The following is a 17,837-nucleotide window of genomic DNA, read 5'->3' as shown; positions in this document are numbered from 1 at the left end:
GGCGGCGCCTGATTCAGCGGGTGCCGCATTTTCCCGCAATCATTTAGTCCATACGAATAGAGGTTATAGACAATGGCGAAAGCTAAGTTTGAGCGGAACAAGCCGCATTGCAACATCGGCACCATCGGTCACGTTGACCACGGCAAGACCACGCTGACTGCCGCAATTACAAAAGTGATGGCAGAAATTCACGGCGGCGCAGCCGTTGACTTTGCCAACATCGACAAGGCTCCTGAAGAGCGCGAGCGTGGGATCACCATTTCGACTGCACACGTCGAATATGAAACCGCTGCACGTCACTATGCACACGTCGACTGCCCAGGCCACGCTGACTATGTGAAGAACATGATCACCGGTGCTGCTCAGATGGACGGCGCGATCCTGGTTGTGAACGCAGCTGACGGCCCGATGCCGCAGACCCGTGAGCACATCCTGCTTGCTCGCCAGGTTGGCGTGCCTGCACTGGTTGTTTACATGAACAAGGTTGACCAGGTGGACGACGAGGAAATCCTCGAACTCGTTGAACTGGAAGTTCGTGAACTGCTTTCGAGCTATGATTTCGACGGTGATAACATTCCTATCGTCAAGGGTTCGGCTCTGGCTGCTCTTGAAGGCCGTGATGACAACATCGGCAAGGAATCGATCATCGCGCTGATGGAAGCTGTCGATCAGCATATCCCGCAGCCTGACCGTCCGGTTGACAAGCCATTCCTGATGCCAATTGAAGACGTGTTCTCGATTTCGGGTCGTGGTACTGTTGTTACCGGCCGTATCGAAACCGGCATCGTGAATGTTGGCGACGAATGCGAAATCGTCGGCATCAAGGACACCACCAAGACGACGGTTACCGGCGTTGAAATGTTCCGCAAGCTGCTTGATCGCGGTGAAGCTGGTGACAACGTTGGCGCCCTGATCCGTGGTGTGGCTCGTGAAGCTGTTGAACGTGGCCAGGTTCTTGCAAAGCCAGGTTCGGTTAATCCGCACACTGACTTCAGTGCCGAAGTATACGTCCTGTCCAAGGACGAGGGTGGCCGTCACACGCCGTTCTTTGCGAACTACCGTCCGCAGTTCTACTTCCGTACGACTGACGTAACCGGTGAAGTTGTCCTTCCTGAAGGCACGGAAATGGTTATGCCAGGCGACAACGTAACCATCGGTGTCAAGCTCATCGCACCTATTGCCATGGACGAAGGTCTTCGTTTCGCAATTCGTGAAGGTGGCCGGACCGTCGGTTCTGGGGTTGTCAGCAAGATCACGAAGTAATATAGGCTCTGCACCGGCCGGGTAACCCGATTCATTCGGGCGATTCGGCCGGTCCAGTTTTGGGGGCCGCCCCTTCCCATGCACTTCGCAAGAAGGTTTGGTGAGGCGGGGCGGTCTCTTGTTTTATGGGGATGCTCTCCCTTAGTCGGGCATCTCTTGGCTCTTTCGCATCGGTAGTTGGAAATGGAAGCTCAGAATATTCGTATTCGCCTCAAGGCGTTTGATCACCGCGTTCTCGACCAGGCAACTGGCGAAATTGCGGAAACAGCGCGCCGCACCGGCGCACTTATTCGTGGCCCCATTCCGTTGCCGACGCATATTGAGAAATTCACCGTGAACCGCGGCCCGCACATCGACAAGAAGTCGCGGGAGCAGTTCGAGGTTCGCACGTTCAAGCGGCTGCTCGACATTGTTCAGCCCAACGCCCAGACGGTAGACGCGCTGATGAAGCTCGATCTCGCAGCTGGCGTGAACGTGGAAATCAAGCTGGCGTAAGCTGGTAAGAATACCCTCGCTTCGGCGGGGGCTTGATGAAAAGGCCTTATCGCCTTTCATCAGGGGCAAGCAGGATACCTCCGGCCAATGGCCGGGCAAGCGTCCTCCGTCTCGCTTTTTCCCACCATCCTGGTCGGGCGGAGGCATTTCAGCCCGGACGGGGTGACGCACTACAATCTGGGCTGACAAGCCCCCGGAATGGGTCCGGGGGCCTCTGTTGAGGAGATTGGTCATGCGTACTGGTGTGATCGCTAAGAAAGTCGGGATGACCCGCCTGTTCCAGGAGGATGGCCGCCATGTGCCGGTTACCGTCCTGGCGCTGGAAGAATGTCAGGTCGTGTCGCAGCGCACTGCCGAGCGTGATGGTTATTTCGCGCTTCAGGTCGGTTCGGGCGAAGCGAAGCAAAAGAATGTTGCCAAGCCGCAGCGTGAACACTTCGCCAAGGCTGAAGTATCACTGAAGCGCAAGGTTGCAGAATTCCGCCTTGAAAATGAAGAAGGTTTCCTGCCGGTCGGATCGACCATCAGTGCAGACCACTTCATCGCCGGCCAGAAGGTCGACATCACGGGTCACACGCAGGGTAAAGGCTTTGCCGGCGCCATGAAGCGTTGGGGCTTCGGGGGTCTTCGGGCTACCCACGGTGTGTCGCTTTCCCACCGTTCGCACGGTTCGACGGGCAACCGTCAGGATCCGGGCCGCGTGTTCAAAGGCAAGAAAATGGCTGGTCACATGGGTGATCGCCAGCGCACGCAGCAAAATCTTGAAATCGTTCGTACCGATGCCGACCGCGGTCTTCTGTTCGTCAAGGGTTCTGTCCCTGGCTCGAAGAATGGCTGGTTGATCGTGCGCGATTCCGTCAAGCTCCGTCTTCCCGAAGGTGTGCCGTTCCCCGGCGCAATTCTCGAGAAGAAAAGCACTTTGCCCGAAACCGAAGACGCTCCTGCTGGCATGATCGAAAGTGCAGCTGAGCATGAAATGGACACGGGTCCGACCGAAGCTGAAGCACAGGCAATCCTCGATTCTCAGGAATCCGGTGTTTCTGCTGACGAAGCGTCCAACACAGATAAGGAGGGCTGATCCGTGAAGGTGAAGGTCCAGAAAATCGACGGCGCCAAGGTTTCCGGGGCGTCTGGCGATCTCGAGCTCAACGATACCGTGTTCGGTGTCGAGCCTCGTGCCGATATCCTGCACCGTGTGGTGACATGGCAGCTTGAAAACCGTCGCGGCACCGCCCGTGCGGCTCGCGAGCGGTCCGATGTTGCGCGCACCGGCAAGAAGTTTGGCAAGCAGAAGGGTGGCGGTGTTGCCCGTCACGGTGACCGCGCAGCGCCAATCTTCATTGGCGGTGGTAAGGCTCATGGCCCGCGTCGTCGTGACTTCGAGCAGCAGCTGAACAAGAAGATCCGTGCACTTGGCCTGAAAATGGCTTTGTCGAGCAAGACCAACAATGGTCTTGTGGTTGTCGACAGCCTCGAGCTGAAAGACAACAAGACCAAGATGCTTGCGGAAATCTTCGGCAAGGCTGGTTATGCCGGCAAGGTATTGGTGATTGACGGTGACAGCGTGAACGACACGTTCAAGCTCGCCGCGAGCAACATTCCGGGCGTCAATGTGCTCCCGGCGATGGGCGCCAATGTCTATGACATTCTGAAACATGACACGCTGATCCTGACCAAGGACGCTGTCGCCAAGCTGGAGGCGCGCTTCAATGGCTAAAAAGCAGGAAGTGGCTGTTCGTCATTATGACGTCATCCTCGCACCACACATCACTGAGAAGTCGACCCTGCTCTCCGAGTTTGATGCGGTTGTCTTCAAGGTAGCGAATGATGCAACCAAGCCGCAGATCAAGGAAGCGGTCGAGGCGTTGTTCGATGTGAAGGTCAAGGGCGTCAATACTGTCGTTCAGAAGGGCAAGACGAAACGCTGGAAGGGTCGCCCCTACAAGCGTTCCGACTTCAAAAAAGCGATCGTGACGCTGGCTGAAGGCCAGTCGATCGACGTCACCGGCGGCGTTTAAGGCGCAGGGACAGGACACGCATCATGGCACTCAAGAATTACAAACCGACAAGCCCCGCACGCCGCGGCCTAATCCTTGTCGACAAGTCCGGCCTCTGGAAAGGCAAGCCGGTCAAGTCGCTCACGGAAGGCAAGCGTAAAACCGGTGGCCGGAACAACAAAGGTCATGTCACCTCGCGTGGCATTGGCGGTGGTCACAAGCAGAAGTATCGCTTTATCGACTTCAAACGTCGTAAATGGGATATGCCTGCCACGGTCGAACGGATCGAATATGATCCCAACCGCACGGCTTTCATTGCGCTGATCAAGTATGAAGATGGCGAAATTGCCTACATCATCTGCCCTCAGCGTCTGGCGGAAGGCGATTCCATCGTCGCTGGCGAAAAGGTCGATACGAAGCCTGGCAATGCCATGCTTCTGGGCCAGATGCCGGTGGGCACGATTTGCCATAACGTCGAAATGAAGCCCGGCAAGGGCGGCCAGATCGCCCGTTCGGCAGGCACCTATGTGCAGCTGGTCGGTCGTGACCGCGGCATGGTCATTGTTCGTTTGAACTCAGGCGAGCAGCGTTACCTGCGCGCCGATTGCATGGGTACGGTTGGCGCGGTTTCTAACCCCGACAATTCGAACCAGAATCTCGCCAAGGCTGGCCGTAACCGTTGGGCAGGGCGCAAGCCTCTGACCCGCGGTGTGGCCAAGAACCCGGTCGATCACCCTCACGGTGGTGGTGAAGGCCGGACCTCGGGCGGACGTCATCCGGTTACCCCATGGGGCAAGCCGACCAAGGGTGCTCGTACCCGCAGCAACAAGCAGACGGATAAATATATCATCCGTTCGCGTCATGCTAAGAAGAAGAGGTAAGCGAAGATGGCTCGTTCCGTCTGGAAAGGTCCGTTCGTCGACCTGCATCTGCTGAAAAAAGCAGAAGACGCCCAGGACAAGGGGGCCCGTGGTGCGATCAAGACCTGGTCGCGTCGCTCCACTGTCCTGCCGCAATTTGTTGGTCTGACGTTCAGCGTCTATAATGGCCACAAGTTTATTCCGGTGTCCGTCAATGAGGACATGGTCGGTCACAAGCTCGGTGAATTTGCGCCAACCCGCACATTCCCCGGTCATGCTGCCGACAAGAAGGGTAAGCGATAATGGGCAAGACCAAGACCCCCCGCCGCGTCGCTGACAATGAAGCGCTCGCAGTTGGCAACACGATCAAGGGTTCGGCACAGAAGCTGAACCTGGTGGCTGCGCTCATCCGCGGCCGCAAGGTCGAAGAAGCACTCAACATCCTGGCCTTCTCCAAGAAAGCCATGGCTCGTGATGCATCCAAGGTTCTCGCTTCGGCGATCGCCAATGCTGAAAACAATCACGATCTTGATGTCGATGCTCTCGTTGTTGCTGAAGCAAGCGTCGGCAAGTCGATCACCATGAAGCGTTTCCACACACGTGGACGCGGGAAAAGCACCCGCATCCTCAAGCCGTTCAGCCGGCTGCGTATTGTGGTCCGCGAGCACGAGGAGGCCTGATCCATGGGTCATAAGAGCAATCCGATCGGCCTGCGTCTGCAGATCAACCGCACCTGGGACAGCCGCTGGTACGCCGAAGGGCGTGACTATGCACAGCTGCTCAAGGAAGACATTGAGATCCGCAAGTACATCATCGATGCGCTGCCACAGGCCGCGATTTCGAAGGTGGTGATTGAACGTCCAGCAAAGCTTTGCCGCGTTTCCATCTATGCTGCACGTCCCGGTGTCATCATTGGCAAGAAGGGCGCGGACATTGAAAAACTGCGCACCAAGCTTTCGGCACTGACCGACAGCGAAGTGAAGCTTAACATTGTTGAAATCCGTAAGCCGGAAATTGACGCCAAGCTCGTGGCACAGGGTATTGCTGATCAGCTGATCCGCCGTATCGCGTTCCGCCGTGCGATGAAGCGCGCCATGCAGTCTGCCATGCGTCTGGGTGCCGAAGGCATCAAGATCCAGTGCGGCGGCCGTCTCGGCGGTGCTGAAATCGCCCGTGTGGAACAGTATCGCGAAGGCCGCGTGCCGCTTCATACGCTGCGCGCCAACGTCGATTACGCCGAAGCCGAAGCCCTGACTGCCTATGGCATCATCGGCATCAAGGTCTGGGTCTTCAAGGGAGAAATCCTGGCGCATGATCCGACTGCACAAGACCGACTGATGATGGAAGCTCAAACTTCCGGCGTCCGTCCGGCCCGCTGATAGAATTCGAGAGTAAGCACCATGCTGCAACCGAAGAAAACAAAGTATCGCAAGGCCTTCAAGGGTCGGATCAAGGGTGACGCCCGTGGTGGCACGACCCTGAATTTCGGCTCCTACGGTCTCAAGGCCCTGGAACCAGAGCGTATCACTGCACGTCAGATTGAAGCGGCACGCCGCGCCATCACGCGTCACATCAAGCGTCAGGGACGTTTGTGGATCCGGATCTTCCCGGACGTGCCAGTGTCCAAGAAGCCTGCCGAGGTCCGTCAGGGTAAAGGCAAGGGTTCGATCGAATATTGGGCAGCACGGGTGAAACCGGGCCGCATCATTTTCGAGCTGGACGGCGTTCCCGGCCCACTCGCAGCTGTCGCTTTCGAGCGTGCGGCGATGAAGCTGCCAATCAAGACCAAGGTCGTTGCCCGTCTGGGTGACACCTCGCACCTGGAGGGCTGACGATGGCCAAGATCGAAGACCTTCGCACCAAGACCGATGATCAGCTCGATGTGCAGCTGGTCGAGTTGAAGCGCGAACAGTTCAACCTGCGTTTCCAATCTGCTACCAGCCAACTCGAACGGCCGGCACGGATCAAGGAAGTGCGCCGCGCGATCGCTCAGATCAAGACGCTGCAGAACGAGCGCGTTAACAGCGCCGCCAAGGCCTGAGGAACACAAGATGCCGAAACGTATCCTCGTCGGGACTGTAACGTCCGACAAGATGAACAAGTCTGTGACCGTGAAGGTCGAGCGCAAGGTGAAGCATCCCCTTTACGGGAAGATCATCCGCCGTTCGAAGAAGTATCACGCGCATGACGAGAACAACGTTCACAAAGTGGGCGAAACAGTGCGGATCGAGGAGACGAAACCCATCTCCAAGACCAAGACCTGGCGTGTTCTCGAAACCGTGCAGGCCAGCAAGGGTACCGCTGTAGAAGCGGATATCGAAGTCGAAGCTGCTGCTGCCAGCACGAAGTAAGTTTTTGGAACTGCCGGACAGGTTTCGGCAAGCCGTTAAGAAGGAACCGCATCGATGATTCAGATGCAATCAAATCTAGACGTCGCGGACAACAGCGGCGCGAAGCGCGTCCAGTGCATCAAGGTGCTGGGCGGGTCTAAGCGTCGGACCGCAAGCGTCGGTGACGTGATTGTTGTTTCCGTCAAGGAAGCGCAGCCACGCGCCAAGGTCAAGAAGGGCGACGTTCACCGCGCGGTGATCGTTCGTACCCGTAAGGATGTCCGTCGTCCCGATGGCAGCGTGATCCGTTTCGACGGTAACGCCGCAGTTCTTGTCAACAAGAACGAAGAGCCCATCGGCACGCGTATCTTTGGCCCCGTGGTCCGTGAACTTCGCAGCCGCGGGTTCATGAAAATCATCAGTCTAGCGCCGGAGGTGCTGTAATGGCTTCCGCTAAGATCAAGAAGGGCGACAGCGTCGTCGTGCTTTCGGGCAAGGACAAGGGCCTTACTGGCATTGTCAGCAAGGTCATGCCAAAAGACGGCAAGATCGTTGTCGAAGGCGTGAACATCGCTGCCCGCCACCGCAAGCCCAGCCAGGAAAACCCGCAGGGTGGCATCGATCGCTTTGAAGCGCCGATGCACATTTCGAAGGTTGCCGTGGCTGACCCCAAGGACGGCAAGCCGACCCGCGTTCGGTTTGAAGAGCGTGACGGTAAAAAGGTCCGCATTGCCGTTAAGTCCGGAGAAGCAATCGATGGCTGATTCCAACATCTCGCGCATGAAGAAGCGTTTTGACGATGAAATCGTCAAGGCGATGACGGAAAAGTTCGGTTACACGAACCGTCTTCAGGTTCCGCGGCTTGAAAAGGTCACACTCAACATGGGTGTGGGCGAAGCGAGCCAGGACAAGAAGAAAGTCCAGACTGCCGCAGAAGAAATGGCACTGATCGCTGGCCAGAAGCCGGTGATCACCAAGGCCAAGAAATCCATCGCCCAGTTCAAGCTGCGCGAAGGCATGCCGATTGGTTGCAAGGTTACCTTGCGCCGTGAGCGCATGTATGAATTCGTGGACCGTCTGGTTACGATCGCAATGCCCCGCATTCGTGACTTTCGTGGCCTGAACCCGAAAAGCTTTGATGGTCGTGGCAATTATGCCATGGGCCTGAAAGAGCAGATCATCTTTCCCGAAATTTCGTATGATCGGATCGAAAAGGTCCGCGGGATGGATATCATCATCACCACCACGGCGAACACCGATGAAGAAGCGCGCGAATTGCTGCGTCTCTTCGGTTTCCCTTTCCCGGCTGATGAAGCCGACGAACAGCAGGCCGCATGAGCGGTAAGGAAAAGAGAGCTTAAGTCCAATGGCGAAACTGAGTTCCATTAACAAAAACGAGCGTCGCAAGAAGCTCGTCAAGAAGTATGCGGCAAAATATGCCCGTCTCAAGGCTGTGGCTGAAGACACTTCGCTCGATGAGAGTGAGCGTCTTATTGCGCGCCTGAAGCAGGCAGAAATTCCACGCAACGCGAATCCCACGCGTGTGCGGAACCGCTGCACCACCACCGGCCGCCCACGTGGCTATTACCGCAAGTTCGGCCTGAACCGCATCGAACTGCGCAATCTCGCCAACAAGGGGATGATCCCCGGCGTGACCAAGTCGAGCTGGTAAGGATCCTTAGATGGCTATGACCGATCCCCTGGGTGACATGCTCACCCGTATCCGCAACGGCCAGCAGGCGAAGAAGGATTCCGTCCTTTCGCCCGCTTCCAAGCTGCGTGCAAATGTACTCGAAGTCCTCCAGCGCGAAGGTTATATTCGCGGTTACTCGGAAGATTCCAGTGGCAAGCACCCCGCGCTGCGTATCGAACTGAAATATTTCGAGGGCGAACCTGCTATCAAGCATGTCGCCCGCGTCTCCAAGCCGGGTCGCCGGGTCTATTCGGCAAGCCGTGAGCTGCCGACGGTCCGTAACGGTCTTGGCATCACCATCGTCTCGACACCGCGCGGTGTGCTTTCAGATAATGAAGCACGTTCGCAAAATGTCGGCGGCGAAGTGCTTGCGGAGGTATTCTGATGAGCCGCATCGGTAAAAGGTCAGTCGCTATCCCTAGCGGTGTGACTGCAAATATCGAAAATGGCACTCTCAGCGTGAAGGGGCCCAAGGGCACCCTTTCGATGGGGATGCTGGATGATATCGAATATAAGGTCGAAGGCGACGAAATCACCGTCATGCCGGCGAACGAGACCAAGCGTGCACGTTCCTACTGGGGCATGCAGCGGACACTGGTTTCGAACCTGGTCGACGGTGTCACCGATGGTTTCAGCAAAGTGCTGGAAATCACCGGCGTTGGTTACCGTGCATCAGCGCAGGGCAAGAACCTGAAGCTGCAGCTTGGTTACAGCCACGATGTCGATATCGTCGTGCCGGAAGGCATTGAAGTAAAGACGCCTGATCAGACCACGGTTGAGATCAGCGGAAATGACAAGCAGGCAGTCGGTCAGTTCGCTGCCGAAGTCCGCCAGTGGCGCAAGCCCGAGCCTTACAAGGGCAAGGGCATCAAGTACCGCGGCGAATACATCTTCCGCAAGGAAGGGAAGAAGAAGTAAGATGGCCAAGCTTTCTCTGTTCGAACGCCGCCGCCGCCGTGTACGTACCGCTTTGCGGGCACGTTCTGGTGACCGCGCGCGTCTTTCGGTGCACCGCACCGGACGTCACATCTATGCACAGATCATCGATGACAGTAATGGCCGCACGGTCGCTGCCGCATCGACGCTGGGTGCGAAGAGCTCCGGCGCCAATGTCGATGCTGCTGTCCAGGTGGGCAAAGACATCGCTGCGGCTGCCCAAAAGGCTGGCGTCACCACCGTCGTATTCGATCGCGGTGGCTTCCTGTTCCATGGCCGCGTTAAAGCGCTGGCCGACGCCGCGCGCGAAGGCGGTCTGGAGTTCTGATGATGGCTGACGATAACAAGACCCCTGAAACCGAAACAAATTCGGTTGCAGAAACAAATGCTCAGCCTGAAGCGGCAGCCGCTCCTGCGGCAGAAGCAAAGTCTGAAGGCGTAAAAGTCGACAACGCTGGCTCAACCCCGACGCCTACGCTGGCCACCACTGAAGCTGCTGACAACCAGTCGGCCGCTGCCGGTGATCCATCGCAGCCCCGTGGTAACCGCAACAATCGTGGCGGTGGCCGTGACAACAATCGTGGTGGCGGCGGTGGCCGTGATGGCGGTCGTGGTCGTGGTGGTCGTGATGGCGGTCGTGGTCGTGGTGGCCGCGAAGAAGAAGATGATGGCCTGATTGAAAAACTGGTCCACATCAACCGCGTTTCCAAGACGGTTAAGGGCGGTAAGCGCTTCGGCTTTGCAGCTTTGGTTGTTGTCGGCGACGGCACTGGCCGCGTGGGCTTCGGCAAGGGCAAGGCACGTGAAGTGCCGGAAGCCATCACCAAGGCAACTGCTGCTGCCAAGAAGAAGATGATCCGCGTCTCCCTCAAGGAAGGTCGCACGCTTCATCATGATGGCCGCGGTCGTTTTGGCGCCGGCAAGGTTGCTGTGCGTTCGGCACCTGCGGGTACCGGCATTATCGCGGGTGGCCCAATGCGTGCAGTATTCGAAAGCCTTGGTGTTGCCGACGTGGTGACCAAGTCGATCGGTACTTCGAATCCATATAACATGATCCGCGCTACATTCGACGCATTGGTCAATCAGACTTCGCCGAAGTCTGTTGCACAGCGTCGTGGTAAGAAGGTTGCAGACCTTCTGGGCCGTGGCGGGGCCAGCGAAGCTGAGGCAGAAGCCGACGCTGCTGCTATTACGGAGTAAGATCGATGGCTGAGAAGAAAACCGTCAAGATCCGTCAGATTGGTTCGCCGATCCGTCGCCCCGAGAAGCAGCGCAAGATGCTGATCGGCCTGGGTCTCAACAAGATGCATAAAGTCGTCGAACGTCAGGATACCCCTGAAGTTCGCGGTGCAATTGCCAAACTTCCCCATATGGTCGAAGTGATCGATTGAACCAGACTTCTTGACTTAAAGCGGCCCGGGCATGTACCGGGCCGCTTCCAATTTGCCCGCAAGGGCATTTTTGCCATTTTGGCAACCAGCGCGAACAAAGCGAAAGCGAGTGCAGAATTATGAAACTTAATGAACTCCGCGATAATGAAGGTGCCCGCAAGTCACGCATGCGCGTGGGCCGTGGTATCGGTTCCGGCAAGGGCAAGACTTCAGGCCGCGGCCAGAAGGGCCAGAAGGCCCGTTCAGGCGTAGCGATCAAGGGCTTCGAAGGCGGCCAGATGCCACTTCACATGCGCCTGCCAAAGCGCGGCTTCAACAATCCGTTTGCCAAGGACTTTGCAGAAGTGAACCTGGGCATGATCCAGAAGTTCATCGATGCAGGCAAGCTCGACGGCACGAAGCTGGTCGATCACGAAGCATTGAAGGCTGCTGGTCTCGCTCGTGGCGGCAAGGACGGCGTCCGTCTGCTCGGCAAGGGCGAGTTGAAGGACAAGGTCAAGTTCACCGTTGCGGGCGCGTCCAAGGGCGCCGTTGCTGCGGTTGAAAAGGCTGGCGGTTCGGTCGAAGTGACCCTGCCGACGAACCTTGAAATCAAGGCGCTGAAGGCGGAAGCAACTGCCAAGCGTCTCGAAAAGAAAAAGAAGAAGTAAGAACATTTTGTCCCGGATTTGCTCCGGGGCCGCACAAACGGGGGCTTTTCCCTGTGGAAAGTGGCCCCGAGAGCGTCCGGGATGATTGTTTTTGCAGGTGTGGGGTTCGACATTCGGGCGCACGCACCTTATGTGACCAGCGAATGCCGGATCAGCCCGGCGCCCACTTCACGGCTAACGTCAAGGTTCACAATCGACAATGGCATCACGCGCCGATAACATCGCGAGCAATCTCAGCCTCGCCAATTTCTCGAAAGCTACCGAGCTCAAGAACCGCATCTGGTTCACTATCGGCGCGCTTATCGTCTTCCGTTTTCTCAGCTTCGTTCCGCTGCCGGGTGTAAACCCGCTGGTGCTTGAATCGCTGTATGACCAGACCCGGGGTGGTATCCTCGATCTGTTCAACACCTTCTCGGGCGGCAGCCTTGAGCGGATGAGCCTGATTGCCCTGGGCGTCATGCCTTACATCACCGCGTCAATCGTGGTGCAGTTGGCATCATCGCTTCATCCAGCGCTTGCTGCGATGAAGAAGGAAGGCCAGTCTGGCCGCCAGCGGCTTAACCAGTATACGCGTTACGGTACGGTTTTCCTGTGCGCCATCCAGGGCTGGTTCCTGGCTGCGGGCCTGGAAGCCTATGGCGCGCAGAGCGGGCTGCAGGCAGTGGTGCAGACAGGGTATATGTTCCGCGTCGGTGCAGTCATCAGTCTTGTGGGCGGGACCATGTTCCTGCTGTGGCTGGGCGAACAGATCACGTCGCGCGGGATTGGTAATGGTGTTTCGCTGATCATTATGGCGGGCATCGTCGCGCAGTTCCCGAGTTTCATTTCCAACCTGTTTGAAGGTGGGCGCACAGGCTCCATCGGTCCTGTGATCATCATCGGGTTCATCGCGATGGTCGTGGTGCTGATCCTGTTCATCTGTTTCATGGAGCGGGCACAGCGCAGGCTGCTCATCCAATATCCCAAGCGCGCCAGTGCACGGGGCATGATGCAGGCAGATCGCAGCCACCTGCCGCTCAAAATCAATACGGCAGGCGTCATCCCGCCAATTTTCGCCAGTTCGCTGTTGCTGTTGCCGCTGACAATCACGCAGTTTGCCGGCAACTCCGTTGATACCGAAAGCACGACAGGCTCGATCCTGCAGTCTATCCTGCAATATCTGCAGCATGGTCAGCCGCTGTATATGGCGCTGTATGCTGCCGGCATCATTTTCTTCTGCTTTTTCTACACTGCGGTGGTGTTCAATCCTGAAGAAACGGCCGATAATCTGAAAAAGAATGGCGGTTTCATCCCCGGCATTCGTCCGGGCAAGCGTACGGCGGACTATCTGGATTATGTGCTCACCCGCATCACTGTGGTGGGCGCAGCCTATCTGACGTTGGTTTGTGTCATTCCTGAATATATGATCGCACAGACGGGAATTCCGCTGTTCCTTGGCGGAACCAGCCTGCTCATCGTTGTCAATGTAACTGTGGATACGATCAGTCAGGTTCAGTCGCATTTGCTGGCGCACCAGTATGGCGATCTGATCAAGAAAGCGAAACTGAAAGGCCGGCTGCGCTAAGTGCGCGCCGGTCTGGCTTAAGGTTACGGGGGCAGCTGCCGTGAATATCATCCTTTTGGGACCGCCAGGCGCGGGCAAGGGCACACAGTCTGCCCGTCTGGTCGAACATCACGGAATGCGTCAGCTTTCCACAGGCGATATGCTGCGTGAAGCAGTCAAGGCGGGTACGCCGGTTGGCCTGCAGGCGAAAGCCGTGATGGAACGCGGCGAACTTGTTTCGGATGAAATCGTATCAGCCCTGATTGATGCCGAACTGGAAGCAATGGGTCCATCTGTCGGTGCCATTTTCGATGGCTATCCCCGCACGGAACCGCAGGCGCGCGCTCTCGACGAGATTCTGGAAAAGCACAATCGTAAGCTCGACCATGTTATCGAGCTTGAAGTCAACGAAGATGCGCTGGTCGATCGTATCACAGGCCGTTTCACTTGCGCCACGTGCGGTGCGGGCTATCATGATCGGTACATGCTGCCCAAGGTCGAAGGCGTGTGCGACAAATGCGGCGGTACGCAGTTCAAACGCCGGCCTGACGACAATGAAGAAACTGTCCGCAAGCGGATGCAGGAATACCGCGCCAAAACCGCGCCGATCCTGCCTGTTTATGAAGCACGAGATATCGTGAGCCGGGTGGACGGAATGGCCAGCATTTCTGAAGTCACCCACGCACTGGATTCCATCCTCTCCTGATTGACGGCGGGGCTGGACCCAGTGCGCTAGGTTCATTGTTAGAACCCCCTTTCCCTTTGTCCGTTGCCGTGGAATAATGCGCGGCATCGGGGGGAAAATCGAATGCGCAATTACCGGCCAGCTTGGCTTCTTGCCATGACACTGAGCCTTGCTGCGGTGCAGCCCGCTGCTGCCAAGGTCATAGAGCAAAGCGCCGACGGCTTTGTCACCCGCGATAGTCTGGTAGTCAAAGCTACCCCTTACGAGGCATGGCTGGCACTGCTTGCTCCCGGCAAATGGTGGAGCGATAGCCATTCGTGGTCGGGCGATGCTGACAATATGTATATCAGCGCGCAGGCAGGCGGATGTTTTTGCGAGTTGTTGCCAATTCCTGCTAAAGCACCCGAAGGGGTCCGTCGTGGCAGTGCGCTTCACATGATGGTGCTGCAGGCCAACCCGCCGCAGGTTCTGCGCATGCGCGGCGGCCTTGGCCCGCTCCAGGGTGAGCCGGTGGATGGCGTGCTGACCATCACGATTACCCCTGAAGGGGAGGGCGCAACGATCCTGTTTGAATATGTCGTGGGCGGATATATGCGCTTCAAACCTGCCGAGATATCAGCGGCGGTCGACGGCGTTATGAGCCAGCAATTGCGCGGCCTTGGCAATTTGCTGGGCGGAGCAGGGCCGCCCTCAGACGACAAGCGAGCCACGGATGCCACAGGCAGCGCCGCACAGGCCGTTGGCGCGAAACCGCTTGCCCCAGCGGCCAAAAAAGACCGCAGCGTTGACGAAGCGTTCGAAACATTGCCGGATGATCAGGCTGAGTGAGATATTCTGGCCGGAACCGCTCTCCGCCTTTTGCGCATGACCGGTTGCAGGCTCTGAATATTGTAGCGACATAAAACTATCGCGGCGACAGGGCGAAAGGCAAGGCAGCCGTGATCTCGGGATCGGGCAGCGTGGCCACCCGTGCGGCTGAAAAAATCACGCAATTGGGCGGCAAAGTGCTGACCATCTCGGATTCCGGCGGCTCCATTCATGATCCGGACGGCAATGATCAGGACAAGATCAACTGGATCAAACAGCGAAAGACGTAACCGCGCGGCCGTATCAGCGATTATGCCGATGAGAACCTTGGCGCGATGTCCCATGAAAAAAAGCGTCTATGGCATGTGATATGCGATCTGCCGCTGCCATGTGCTACCCAGAATGAACTCGACGCCGACGAGGCCACTGCGCTTATCGAAAATGGCTGCATCGCGTTGTCGAAAGGGGCCAATATGCCCACCACACTGGAAGGCACGCACCGCTTCAAGGTTGCCCGGTTCATGTTCGCGCCGGGCAAGGCTGCCAATGCCGGCGGCATGGTGGTATCCGGCCCTGAAATGAGCCAGTATTCCGAACGCCGTTCTTGGAAGAAAAAAAGAACTTCAGCAGATGCTGCTTCACATCATGCAGGGCATCACCCGCTGCATCCCTTATGGCGATCAGGGCGATGGCTATGCCGATTATGTGAAGGGTGCCATATCGCCCGGTTCAGCAAGGTGGCGGATGCCATGCTGCCTTTCGGCGTCGTCTGAAACGAGGCAAGCGAAGGGCGCGCCGATCATTCAGGGCTTTGACCAGCCGAAATTGATGGTATGGAGGGGCTTGCAATATCCGGCACGCCCCCCATTTCTGGCGGCGTAAGTGCATATGCGCGCTTACCGGTTGACGGCGCGCGAGAATCATCTTAAGCGCGCCCTTCATTCGAAATTTTCGGGTTAGTCCGGCAGGCAGCAGCCATTATGCGTGCCAACCGGGCTTTAAGTCGTTCTGACGCCGTTTGTTTCGTTTGAATTAACGCTATGAGATAGGGGCACGCCCTTTTCCGAACCCGGAAAAACCAGCGTGATCCTCTGTGGAGCATGGAGAAGTAAGTGGCTCGTATTGCCGGGGTAAATATCCCCACAAACAAGCGCGTGATTATCGCGCTCACCTATATTCACGGTATCGGACGCACGACTGCGCTCCGGATTGCGGACAAGCTGGGCATTGACCACGCTCGCCGCGTTCAGGACCTTTCCGATGCGGAAGTTCTGCAGATTCGCGAAGCCATCGAAGCCGATTATCCGGTTGAAGGTGATCTTCGTCGTCAGACCGCGATGAACATCAAGCGTCTGATGGATCTCGCATCCTATCGTGGCCTGCGTCACCGTAAGGGCCTGCCGGTCCGCGGCCAGCGCACCCACACCAATGCCCGCACCCGCAAGGGTAAGGCGAAGCCCATCGCGGGCAAGAAGAAGTAAGCGAGGCCTTTCAGGCACGTTTACCCCATCTTCTTTTAAGAACAGGATACCGATACCATGGCACGCGAACCACAGCGCATCAGGCGCCGCGAGCGGAAAAACATTTCCAGCGGCGTTGCGCACGTAAACGCCAGCTTCAACAACACGATGATCACCATCACCGACGCGCAGGGCAATGCTATCAGCTGGTCCAGCGCTGGCGCGATGGGCTTCAAGGGCAGCCGCAAGTCCACCCCATATGCTGCTCAGGTAGCTGCGGATGATGCTGGCAAGAAAGCCGCCGAACACGGTGTGCGCACTCTTGAAGTCGAAGTGAAGGGCCCAGGCTCTGGCCGCGAAAGCGCGCTGCGTGCCTTGCAGGCCGTTGGCTTTACCATCACGTCGATCCGCGACGTTACGCCGATACCGCATAACGGTGTCCGGCCTTCCAAGCGGCGTCGCGTCTGACCCGTCTTTAACCCGGTGGCTTGCGATACATCGCAGGTCACCGTGTTTTTCTCGGACCGGCCGCGGCTTTGCAATCAGCAAAGCGTTGCACCGGTCCCGCCCGAACTGAAATCCAGGGGAAATCCATGTCCGTCAATACCAAGAACTGGCAGGAACTTAAAAAACCCAACAGCCTTGAAATCAAGGAAGGTGGCGAAGGCAAGCGCAAGACCACTTTCGTGGCTGAACCGCTTGAGCGTGGCTATGGCCTGACGCTTGGCAATGCGCTTCGCCGAGTGCTTCTTTCCTCGCTTCAGGGCGCGGCAATTACCTCGATCAAGATCGAAAACGTGCTGCACGAATTCTCGTCGCTTGCCGGCGTTCGTGAAGATGTGACCGACATCGTTCTCAACGTGAAGCAGATCGCGCTGAAGATGGAAGGCGAAGGCCCCAAGCGCCTGCAGCTTTCCGCTACCGGCCCTGCCACCGTCAAGGCTGGCGACATTGCCGTTTCCGGTGATATCGAAGTGATGAACAAGGATCTGGTGATCTGTCATCTCGATGAAGGCGCCAGCTTCAACATGGAACTGACAGCGGATGTCGGCAGCGGCTATGTGCCTGCTGTGGCCAACCGCCCGATTGACGCGCCTATCGGCCTGATCCCGGTTGATTCGCTTTACTCGCCAGTTCGCCAGGTCAGCTACAAGGTCGAAAACGCCCGCGTTGGCCAGGAACTCGACTATGACAAGTTGAGCCTGACGATCGAAACTGACGGCACGGTCACCCCGGAAGATGCAGTGGCCTATGCCGCACGCATTTTGCAGGATCAGCTGACCCTGTTCGTCCACTTCGAAGACGGCATTCCGCAGCCAACGTCGGCCATGATCGGCATGGCGGCCAAGCCGGAAGAATCCGATGCGAACCAGCTGAACCGTTACCTTCTCAAGAAGGTTGACGAGCTGGAACTGTCGGTCCGCAGCGCGAACTGCCTCAAGAACGACAACATCATCTACATCGGCGATCTGGTTCAGAAAACCGAAGCCGAAATGCTGCGCACGCCGAACTTTGGCCGCAAGTCCTTGAACGAAATCAAGGAAGTGCTGTCGAGCATGGGTCTGCGTCTGGGCATGGACATCCCCGGATGGCCGCCTGAAAATATTGAAGAAATGGCCAAGAAGCTCGAACAGGAACTGCTCGGCTAAATTGGATCTGGTGAAGGTGGCGACCATGACTGCCACCGGGATGGGGGTACCTGATACGGCCCCCTTACGAACGGAGTA

Annotated in this window: 28 protein-coding genes and 1 pseudogene; all 29 read left to right on the top strand. The window is 57.3% G+C overall.

Annotated features, from left to right (window positions below; all coding sequences use genetic code 11):
* The first annotated feature begins 72 nt into the window (after positions 1 to 72).
* Positions 73 to 1,263 carry an elongation factor Tu gene (tuf, locus tag GRI44_RS06840; RefSeq protein WP_160600620.1) on the top strand — a complete coding sequence of 397 codons (1,191 nt, stop codon included), beginning with the start codon at positions 73 to 75 and terminating at the stop codon, positions 1,261 to 1,263.
* Between the two features lie 183 nt (positions 1,264 to 1,446).
* Complete coding sequence (gene rpsJ / locus GRI44_RS06835) at positions 1,447 to 1,758, top strand: 30S ribosomal protein S10 (protein WP_160600619.1); 312 nt, start codon at positions 1,447 to 1,449, stop codon at positions 1,756 to 1,758.
* A 232-nt stretch (positions 1,759 to 1,990) separates the two neighbouring features.
* Positions 1,991 to 2,836, top strand: coding sequence for a 50S ribosomal protein L3 (gene rplC / locus GRI44_RS06830; protein ID WP_160600618.1), 846 nt, complete (start codon positions 1,991 to 1,993; stop codon positions 2,834 to 2,836).
* A gap of 3 nt (positions 2,837 to 2,839) precedes the next feature.
* Entirely contained in the window at positions 2,840 to 3,475 is a 636-nt protein-coding gene (rplD, locus tag GRI44_RS06825; protein ID WP_160600617.1) for a 50S ribosomal protein L4, read from the top strand.
* Positions 3,468 to 3,776 carry a 50S ribosomal protein L23 gene (locus GRI44_RS06820; RefSeq protein ID WP_160600616.1) on the top strand — a complete coding sequence of 103 codons (309 nt, stop codon included), beginning with the start codon at positions 3,468 to 3,470 and terminating at the stop codon, positions 3,774 to 3,776. The genes rplD and GRI44_RS06820 overlap by 8 nt, the downstream gene beginning before the upstream one ends.
* Positions 3,777 to 3,799: 23 nt before the next feature.
* Positions 3,800 to 4,636: a 50S ribosomal protein L2 gene (gene rplB / locus GRI44_RS06815; RefSeq protein ID WP_160600615.1), complete on the top strand. Its 837-nt coding sequence runs from the start codon at positions 3,800 to 3,802 to the stop codon at positions 4,634 to 4,636.
* Positions 4,637 to 4,642: 6 nt separating this feature from the next.
* Entirely contained in the window at positions 4,643 to 4,918 is a 276-nt protein-coding gene (gene rpsS / locus GRI44_RS06810) for a 30S ribosomal protein S19 (protein WP_160600614.1), read from the top strand.
* Positions 4,918 to 5,295: a 50S ribosomal protein L22 gene (gene rplV / locus GRI44_RS06805; RefSeq protein ID WP_160600613.1), complete on the top strand. Its 378-nt coding sequence runs from the start codon at positions 4,918 to 4,920 to the stop codon at positions 5,293 to 5,295. Before rpsS ends, rplV begins: the two co-directional genes overlap by 1 nt.
* A gap of 3 nt (positions 5,296 to 5,298) precedes the next feature.
* The gene (gene rpsC, locus GRI44_RS06800) at positions 5,299 to 5,994 is read left to right on the top strand and encodes a 30S ribosomal protein S3 (protein WP_160600612.1); all 696 of its coding nucleotides are present in this window, start codon (positions 5,299 to 5,301) and stop codon (positions 5,992 to 5,994) included.
* 21 nt (positions 5,995 to 6,015) lie between these two features.
* Positions 6,016 to 6,447 (top strand): 50S ribosomal protein L16, encoded by a 432-nt coding sequence (rplP, locus tag GRI44_RS06795; protein WP_160600611.1) that lies wholly within the window; start codon positions 6,016 to 6,018, stop codon positions 6,445 to 6,447.
* Positions 6,448 to 6,449: 2 nt separating this feature from the next.
* Positions 6,450 to 6,656 carry a 50S ribosomal protein L29 gene (gene rpmC / locus GRI44_RS06790; protein WP_160600610.1) on the top strand — a complete coding sequence of 69 codons (207 nt, stop codon included), beginning with the start codon at positions 6,450 to 6,452 and terminating at the stop codon, positions 6,654 to 6,656.
* Between the two features lie 10 nt (positions 6,657 to 6,666).
* Positions 6,667 to 6,966: a 30S ribosomal protein S17 gene (gene rpsQ, locus GRI44_RS06785; protein WP_160600609.1), complete on the top strand. Its 300-nt coding sequence runs from the start codon at positions 6,667 to 6,669 to the stop codon at positions 6,964 to 6,966.
* Positions 6,967 to 7,020: 54 nt separating this feature from the next.
* A complete protein-coding gene (rplN, locus tag GRI44_RS06780) occupies positions 7,021 to 7,389 on the top strand; it encodes a 50S ribosomal protein L14 (RefSeq protein WP_160600608.1) in 369 nt (122 codons plus the stop codon).
* On the top strand, positions 7,389 to 7,709 hold the full coding sequence (rplX, locus tag GRI44_RS06775) for a 50S ribosomal protein L24 (protein ID WP_160600607.1): 321 nt from the start codon (positions 7,389 to 7,391) through the stop codon (positions 7,707 to 7,709). The genes rplN and rplX overlap by 1 nt, the downstream gene beginning before the upstream one ends.
* Complete coding sequence (gene rplE / locus GRI44_RS06770) at positions 7,702 to 8,283, top strand: 50S ribosomal protein L5 (protein ID WP_160600606.1); 582 nt, start codon at positions 7,702 to 7,704, stop codon at positions 8,281 to 8,283. Before rplX ends, rplE begins: the two co-directional genes overlap by 8 nt.
* A gap of 28 nt (positions 8,284 to 8,311) precedes the next feature.
* A complete protein-coding gene (gene rpsN, locus GRI44_RS06765) occupies positions 8,312 to 8,617 on the top strand; it encodes a 30S ribosomal protein S14 (protein ID WP_160600605.1) in 306 nt (101 codons plus the stop codon).
* Between the two features lie 10 nt (positions 8,618 to 8,627).
* On the top strand, positions 8,628 to 9,023 hold the full coding sequence (rpsH, locus tag GRI44_RS06760; protein ID WP_160600604.1) for a 30S ribosomal protein S8: 396 nt from the start codon (positions 8,628 to 8,630) through the stop codon (positions 9,021 to 9,023).
* The gene (rplF, locus tag GRI44_RS06755) at positions 9,023 to 9,556 is read left to right on the top strand and encodes a 50S ribosomal protein L6 (RefSeq protein ID WP_160600603.1); all 534 of its coding nucleotides are present in this window, start codon (positions 9,023 to 9,025) and stop codon (positions 9,554 to 9,556) included. Before rpsH ends, rplF begins: the two co-directional genes overlap by 1 nt.
* A 1-nt stretch (position 9,557) precedes the next feature.
* On the top strand, positions 9,558 to 9,902 hold the full coding sequence (rplR, locus tag GRI44_RS06750; protein ID WP_160600602.1) for a 50S ribosomal protein L18: 345 nt from the start codon (positions 9,558 to 9,560) through the stop codon (positions 9,900 to 9,902).
* Positions 9,902 to 10,774 (top strand): 30S ribosomal protein S5, encoded by an 873-nt coding sequence (rpsE, locus tag GRI44_RS13945; protein WP_232842997.1) that lies wholly within the window; start codon positions 9,902 to 9,904, stop codon positions 10,772 to 10,774. The genes rplR and rpsE overlap by 1 nt, the downstream gene beginning before the upstream one ends.
* 5 nt (positions 10,775 to 10,779) lie before the next feature.
* Positions 10,780 to 10,965 carry a 50S ribosomal protein L30 gene (rpmD, locus tag GRI44_RS06740; RefSeq protein ID WP_160600601.1) on the top strand — a complete coding sequence of 62 codons (186 nt, stop codon included), beginning with the start codon at positions 10,780 to 10,782 and terminating at the stop codon, positions 10,963 to 10,965.
* Between the two features lie 119 nt (positions 10,966 to 11,084).
* The gene (gene rplO / locus GRI44_RS06735) at positions 11,085 to 11,615 is read left to right on the top strand and encodes a 50S ribosomal protein L15 (RefSeq protein WP_160600600.1); all 531 of its coding nucleotides are present in this window, start codon (positions 11,085 to 11,087) and stop codon (positions 11,613 to 11,615) included.
* 199 nt (positions 11,616 to 11,814) lie between these two features.
* Positions 11,815 to 13,179 carry a preprotein translocase subunit SecY gene (gene secY / locus GRI44_RS06730; protein ID WP_160600599.1) on the top strand — a complete coding sequence of 455 codons (1,365 nt, stop codon included), beginning with the start codon at positions 11,815 to 11,817 and terminating at the stop codon, positions 13,177 to 13,179.
* A gap of 40 nt (positions 13,180 to 13,219) precedes the next feature.
* Positions 13,220 to 13,864 carry an adenylate kinase gene (locus GRI44_RS06725; RefSeq protein WP_160600598.1) on the top strand — a complete coding sequence of 215 codons (645 nt, stop codon included), beginning with the start codon at positions 13,220 to 13,222 and terminating at the stop codon, positions 13,862 to 13,864.
* Positions 13,865 to 13,999: 135 nt separating this feature from the next.
* Positions 14,000 to 14,671 (top strand): SRPBCC family protein, encoded by a 672-nt coding sequence (locus GRI44_RS06720; RefSeq protein ID WP_202386151.1) that lies wholly within the window; start codon positions 14,000 to 14,002, stop codon positions 14,669 to 14,671.
* A gap of 92 nt (positions 14,672 to 14,763) precedes the next feature.
* Positions 14,764 to 15,423, top strand: a pseudogene (locus GRI44_RS06715) (NADP-specific glutamate dehydrogenase); the annotation flags it as partial.
* A gap of 339 nt (positions 15,424 to 15,762) precedes the next feature.
* The gene (rpsM, locus tag GRI44_RS06710; RefSeq protein ID WP_160600597.1) at positions 15,763 to 16,131 is read left to right on the top strand and encodes a 30S ribosomal protein S13; all 369 of its coding nucleotides are present in this window, start codon (positions 15,763 to 15,765) and stop codon (positions 16,129 to 16,131) included.
* 57 nt (positions 16,132 to 16,188) lie between these two features.
* Complete coding sequence (gene rpsK / locus GRI44_RS06705; protein ID WP_127611065.1) at positions 16,189 to 16,578, top strand: 30S ribosomal protein S11; 390 nt, start codon at positions 16,189 to 16,191, stop codon at positions 16,576 to 16,578.
* Positions 16,579 to 16,703: 125 nt separating this feature from the next.
* Positions 16,704 to 17,759, top strand: a complete 1,056-nt coding sequence (locus GRI44_RS06700; protein WP_160600596.1) for a DNA-directed RNA polymerase subunit alpha — start codon at positions 16,704 to 16,706, stop codon at positions 17,757 to 17,759.
* The last annotated feature ends 78 nt before the right edge of the window (positions 17,760 to 17,837 follow it).

This window comes from Allopontixanthobacter confluentis, from assembly GCF_009827615.1.
In the GTDB taxonomy this organism is placed as follows: domain Bacteria; phylum Pseudomonadota; class Alphaproteobacteria; order Sphingomonadales; family Sphingomonadaceae; genus Allopontixanthobacter; species Allopontixanthobacter confluentis.
The sequence above is the reverse complement of the archived record's forward strand: the minus strand, read 5'-3'. Positions and strand labels throughout refer to the sequence as shown.

Coding starts and splice junctions, on each gene's coding strand:
- tuf (WP_160600620.1), top strand. CDS start 73: ATGGCGAAAGCTAAGTTTGAGCGGAACAAGCCGCATTGCAACATCGGC.
- rpsJ (WP_160600619.1), top strand. CDS start 1,447: ATGGAAGCTCAGAATATTCGTATTCGCCTCAAGGCGTTTGATCACCGC.
- rplC (WP_160600618.1), top strand. CDS start 1,991: ATGCGTACTGGTGTGATCGCTAAGAAAGTCGGGATGACCCGCCTGTTC.
- GRI44_RS06820 (WP_160600616.1), top strand. CDS start 3,468: ATGGCTAAAAAGCAGGAAGTGGCTGTTCGTCATTATGACGTCATCCTC.
- rplB (WP_160600615.1), top strand. CDS start 3,800: ATGGCACTCAAGAATTACAAACCGACAAGCCCCGCACGCCGCGGCCTA.
- rpsS (WP_160600614.1), top strand. CDS start 4,643: ATGGCTCGTTCCGTCTGGAAAGGTCCGTTCGTCGACCTGCATCTGCTG.
- rplV (WP_160600613.1), top strand. CDS start 4,918: ATGGGCAAGACCAAGACCCCCCGCCGCGTCGCTGACAATGAAGCGCTC.
- rpsC (WP_160600612.1), top strand. CDS start 5,299: ATGGGTCATAAGAGCAATCCGATCGGCCTGCGTCTGCAGATCAACCGC.
- rplP (WP_160600611.1), top strand. CDS start 6,016: ATGCTGCAACCGAAGAAAACAAAGTATCGCAAGGCCTTCAAGGGTCGG.
- rpmC (WP_160600610.1), top strand. CDS start 6,450: ATGGCCAAGATCGAAGACCTTCGCACCAAGACCGATGATCAGCTCGAT.
- rpsQ (WP_160600609.1), top strand. CDS start 6,667: ATGCCGAAACGTATCCTCGTCGGGACTGTAACGTCCGACAAGATGAAC.
- rplN (WP_160600608.1), top strand. CDS start 7,021: ATGATTCAGATGCAATCAAATCTAGACGTCGCGGACAACAGCGGCGCG.
- rplX (WP_160600607.1), top strand. CDS start 7,389: ATGGCTTCCGCTAAGATCAAGAAGGGCGACAGCGTCGTCGTGCTTTCG.
- rplE (WP_160600606.1), top strand. CDS start 7,702: ATGGCTGATTCCAACATCTCGCGCATGAAGAAGCGTTTTGACGATGAA.
- rpsN (WP_160600605.1), top strand. CDS start 8,312: ATGGCGAAACTGAGTTCCATTAACAAAAACGAGCGTCGCAAGAAGCTC.
- rpsH (WP_160600604.1), top strand. CDS start 8,628: ATGGCTATGACCGATCCCCTGGGTGACATGCTCACCCGTATCCGCAAC.
- rplF (WP_160600603.1), top strand. CDS start 9,023: ATGAGCCGCATCGGTAAAAGGTCAGTCGCTATCCCTAGCGGTGTGACT.
- rplR (WP_160600602.1), top strand. CDS start 9,558: ATGGCCAAGCTTTCTCTGTTCGAACGCCGCCGCCGCCGTGTACGTACC.
- rpsE (WP_232842997.1), top strand. CDS start 9,902: ATGATGGCTGACGATAACAAGACCCCTGAAACCGAAACAAATTCGGTT.
- rpmD (WP_160600601.1), top strand. CDS start 10,780: ATGGCTGAGAAGAAAACCGTCAAGATCCGTCAGATTGGTTCGCCGATC.
- rplO (WP_160600600.1), top strand. CDS start 11,085: ATGAAACTTAATGAACTCCGCGATAATGAAGGTGCCCGCAAGTCACGC.
- secY (WP_160600599.1), top strand. CDS start 11,815: ATGGCATCACGCGCCGATAACATCGCGAGCAATCTCAGCCTCGCCAAT.
- GRI44_RS06720 (WP_202386151.1), top strand. CDS start 14,000: ATGACACTGAGCCTTGCTGCGGTGCAGCCCGCTGCTGCCAAGGTCATA.
- rpsK (WP_127611065.1), top strand. CDS start 16,189: ATGGCACGCGAACCACAGCGCATCAGGCGCCGCGAGCGGAAAAACATT.
- GRI44_RS06700 (WP_160600596.1), top strand. CDS start 16,704: ATGTCCGTCAATACCAAGAACTGGCAGGAACTTAAAAAACCCAACAGC.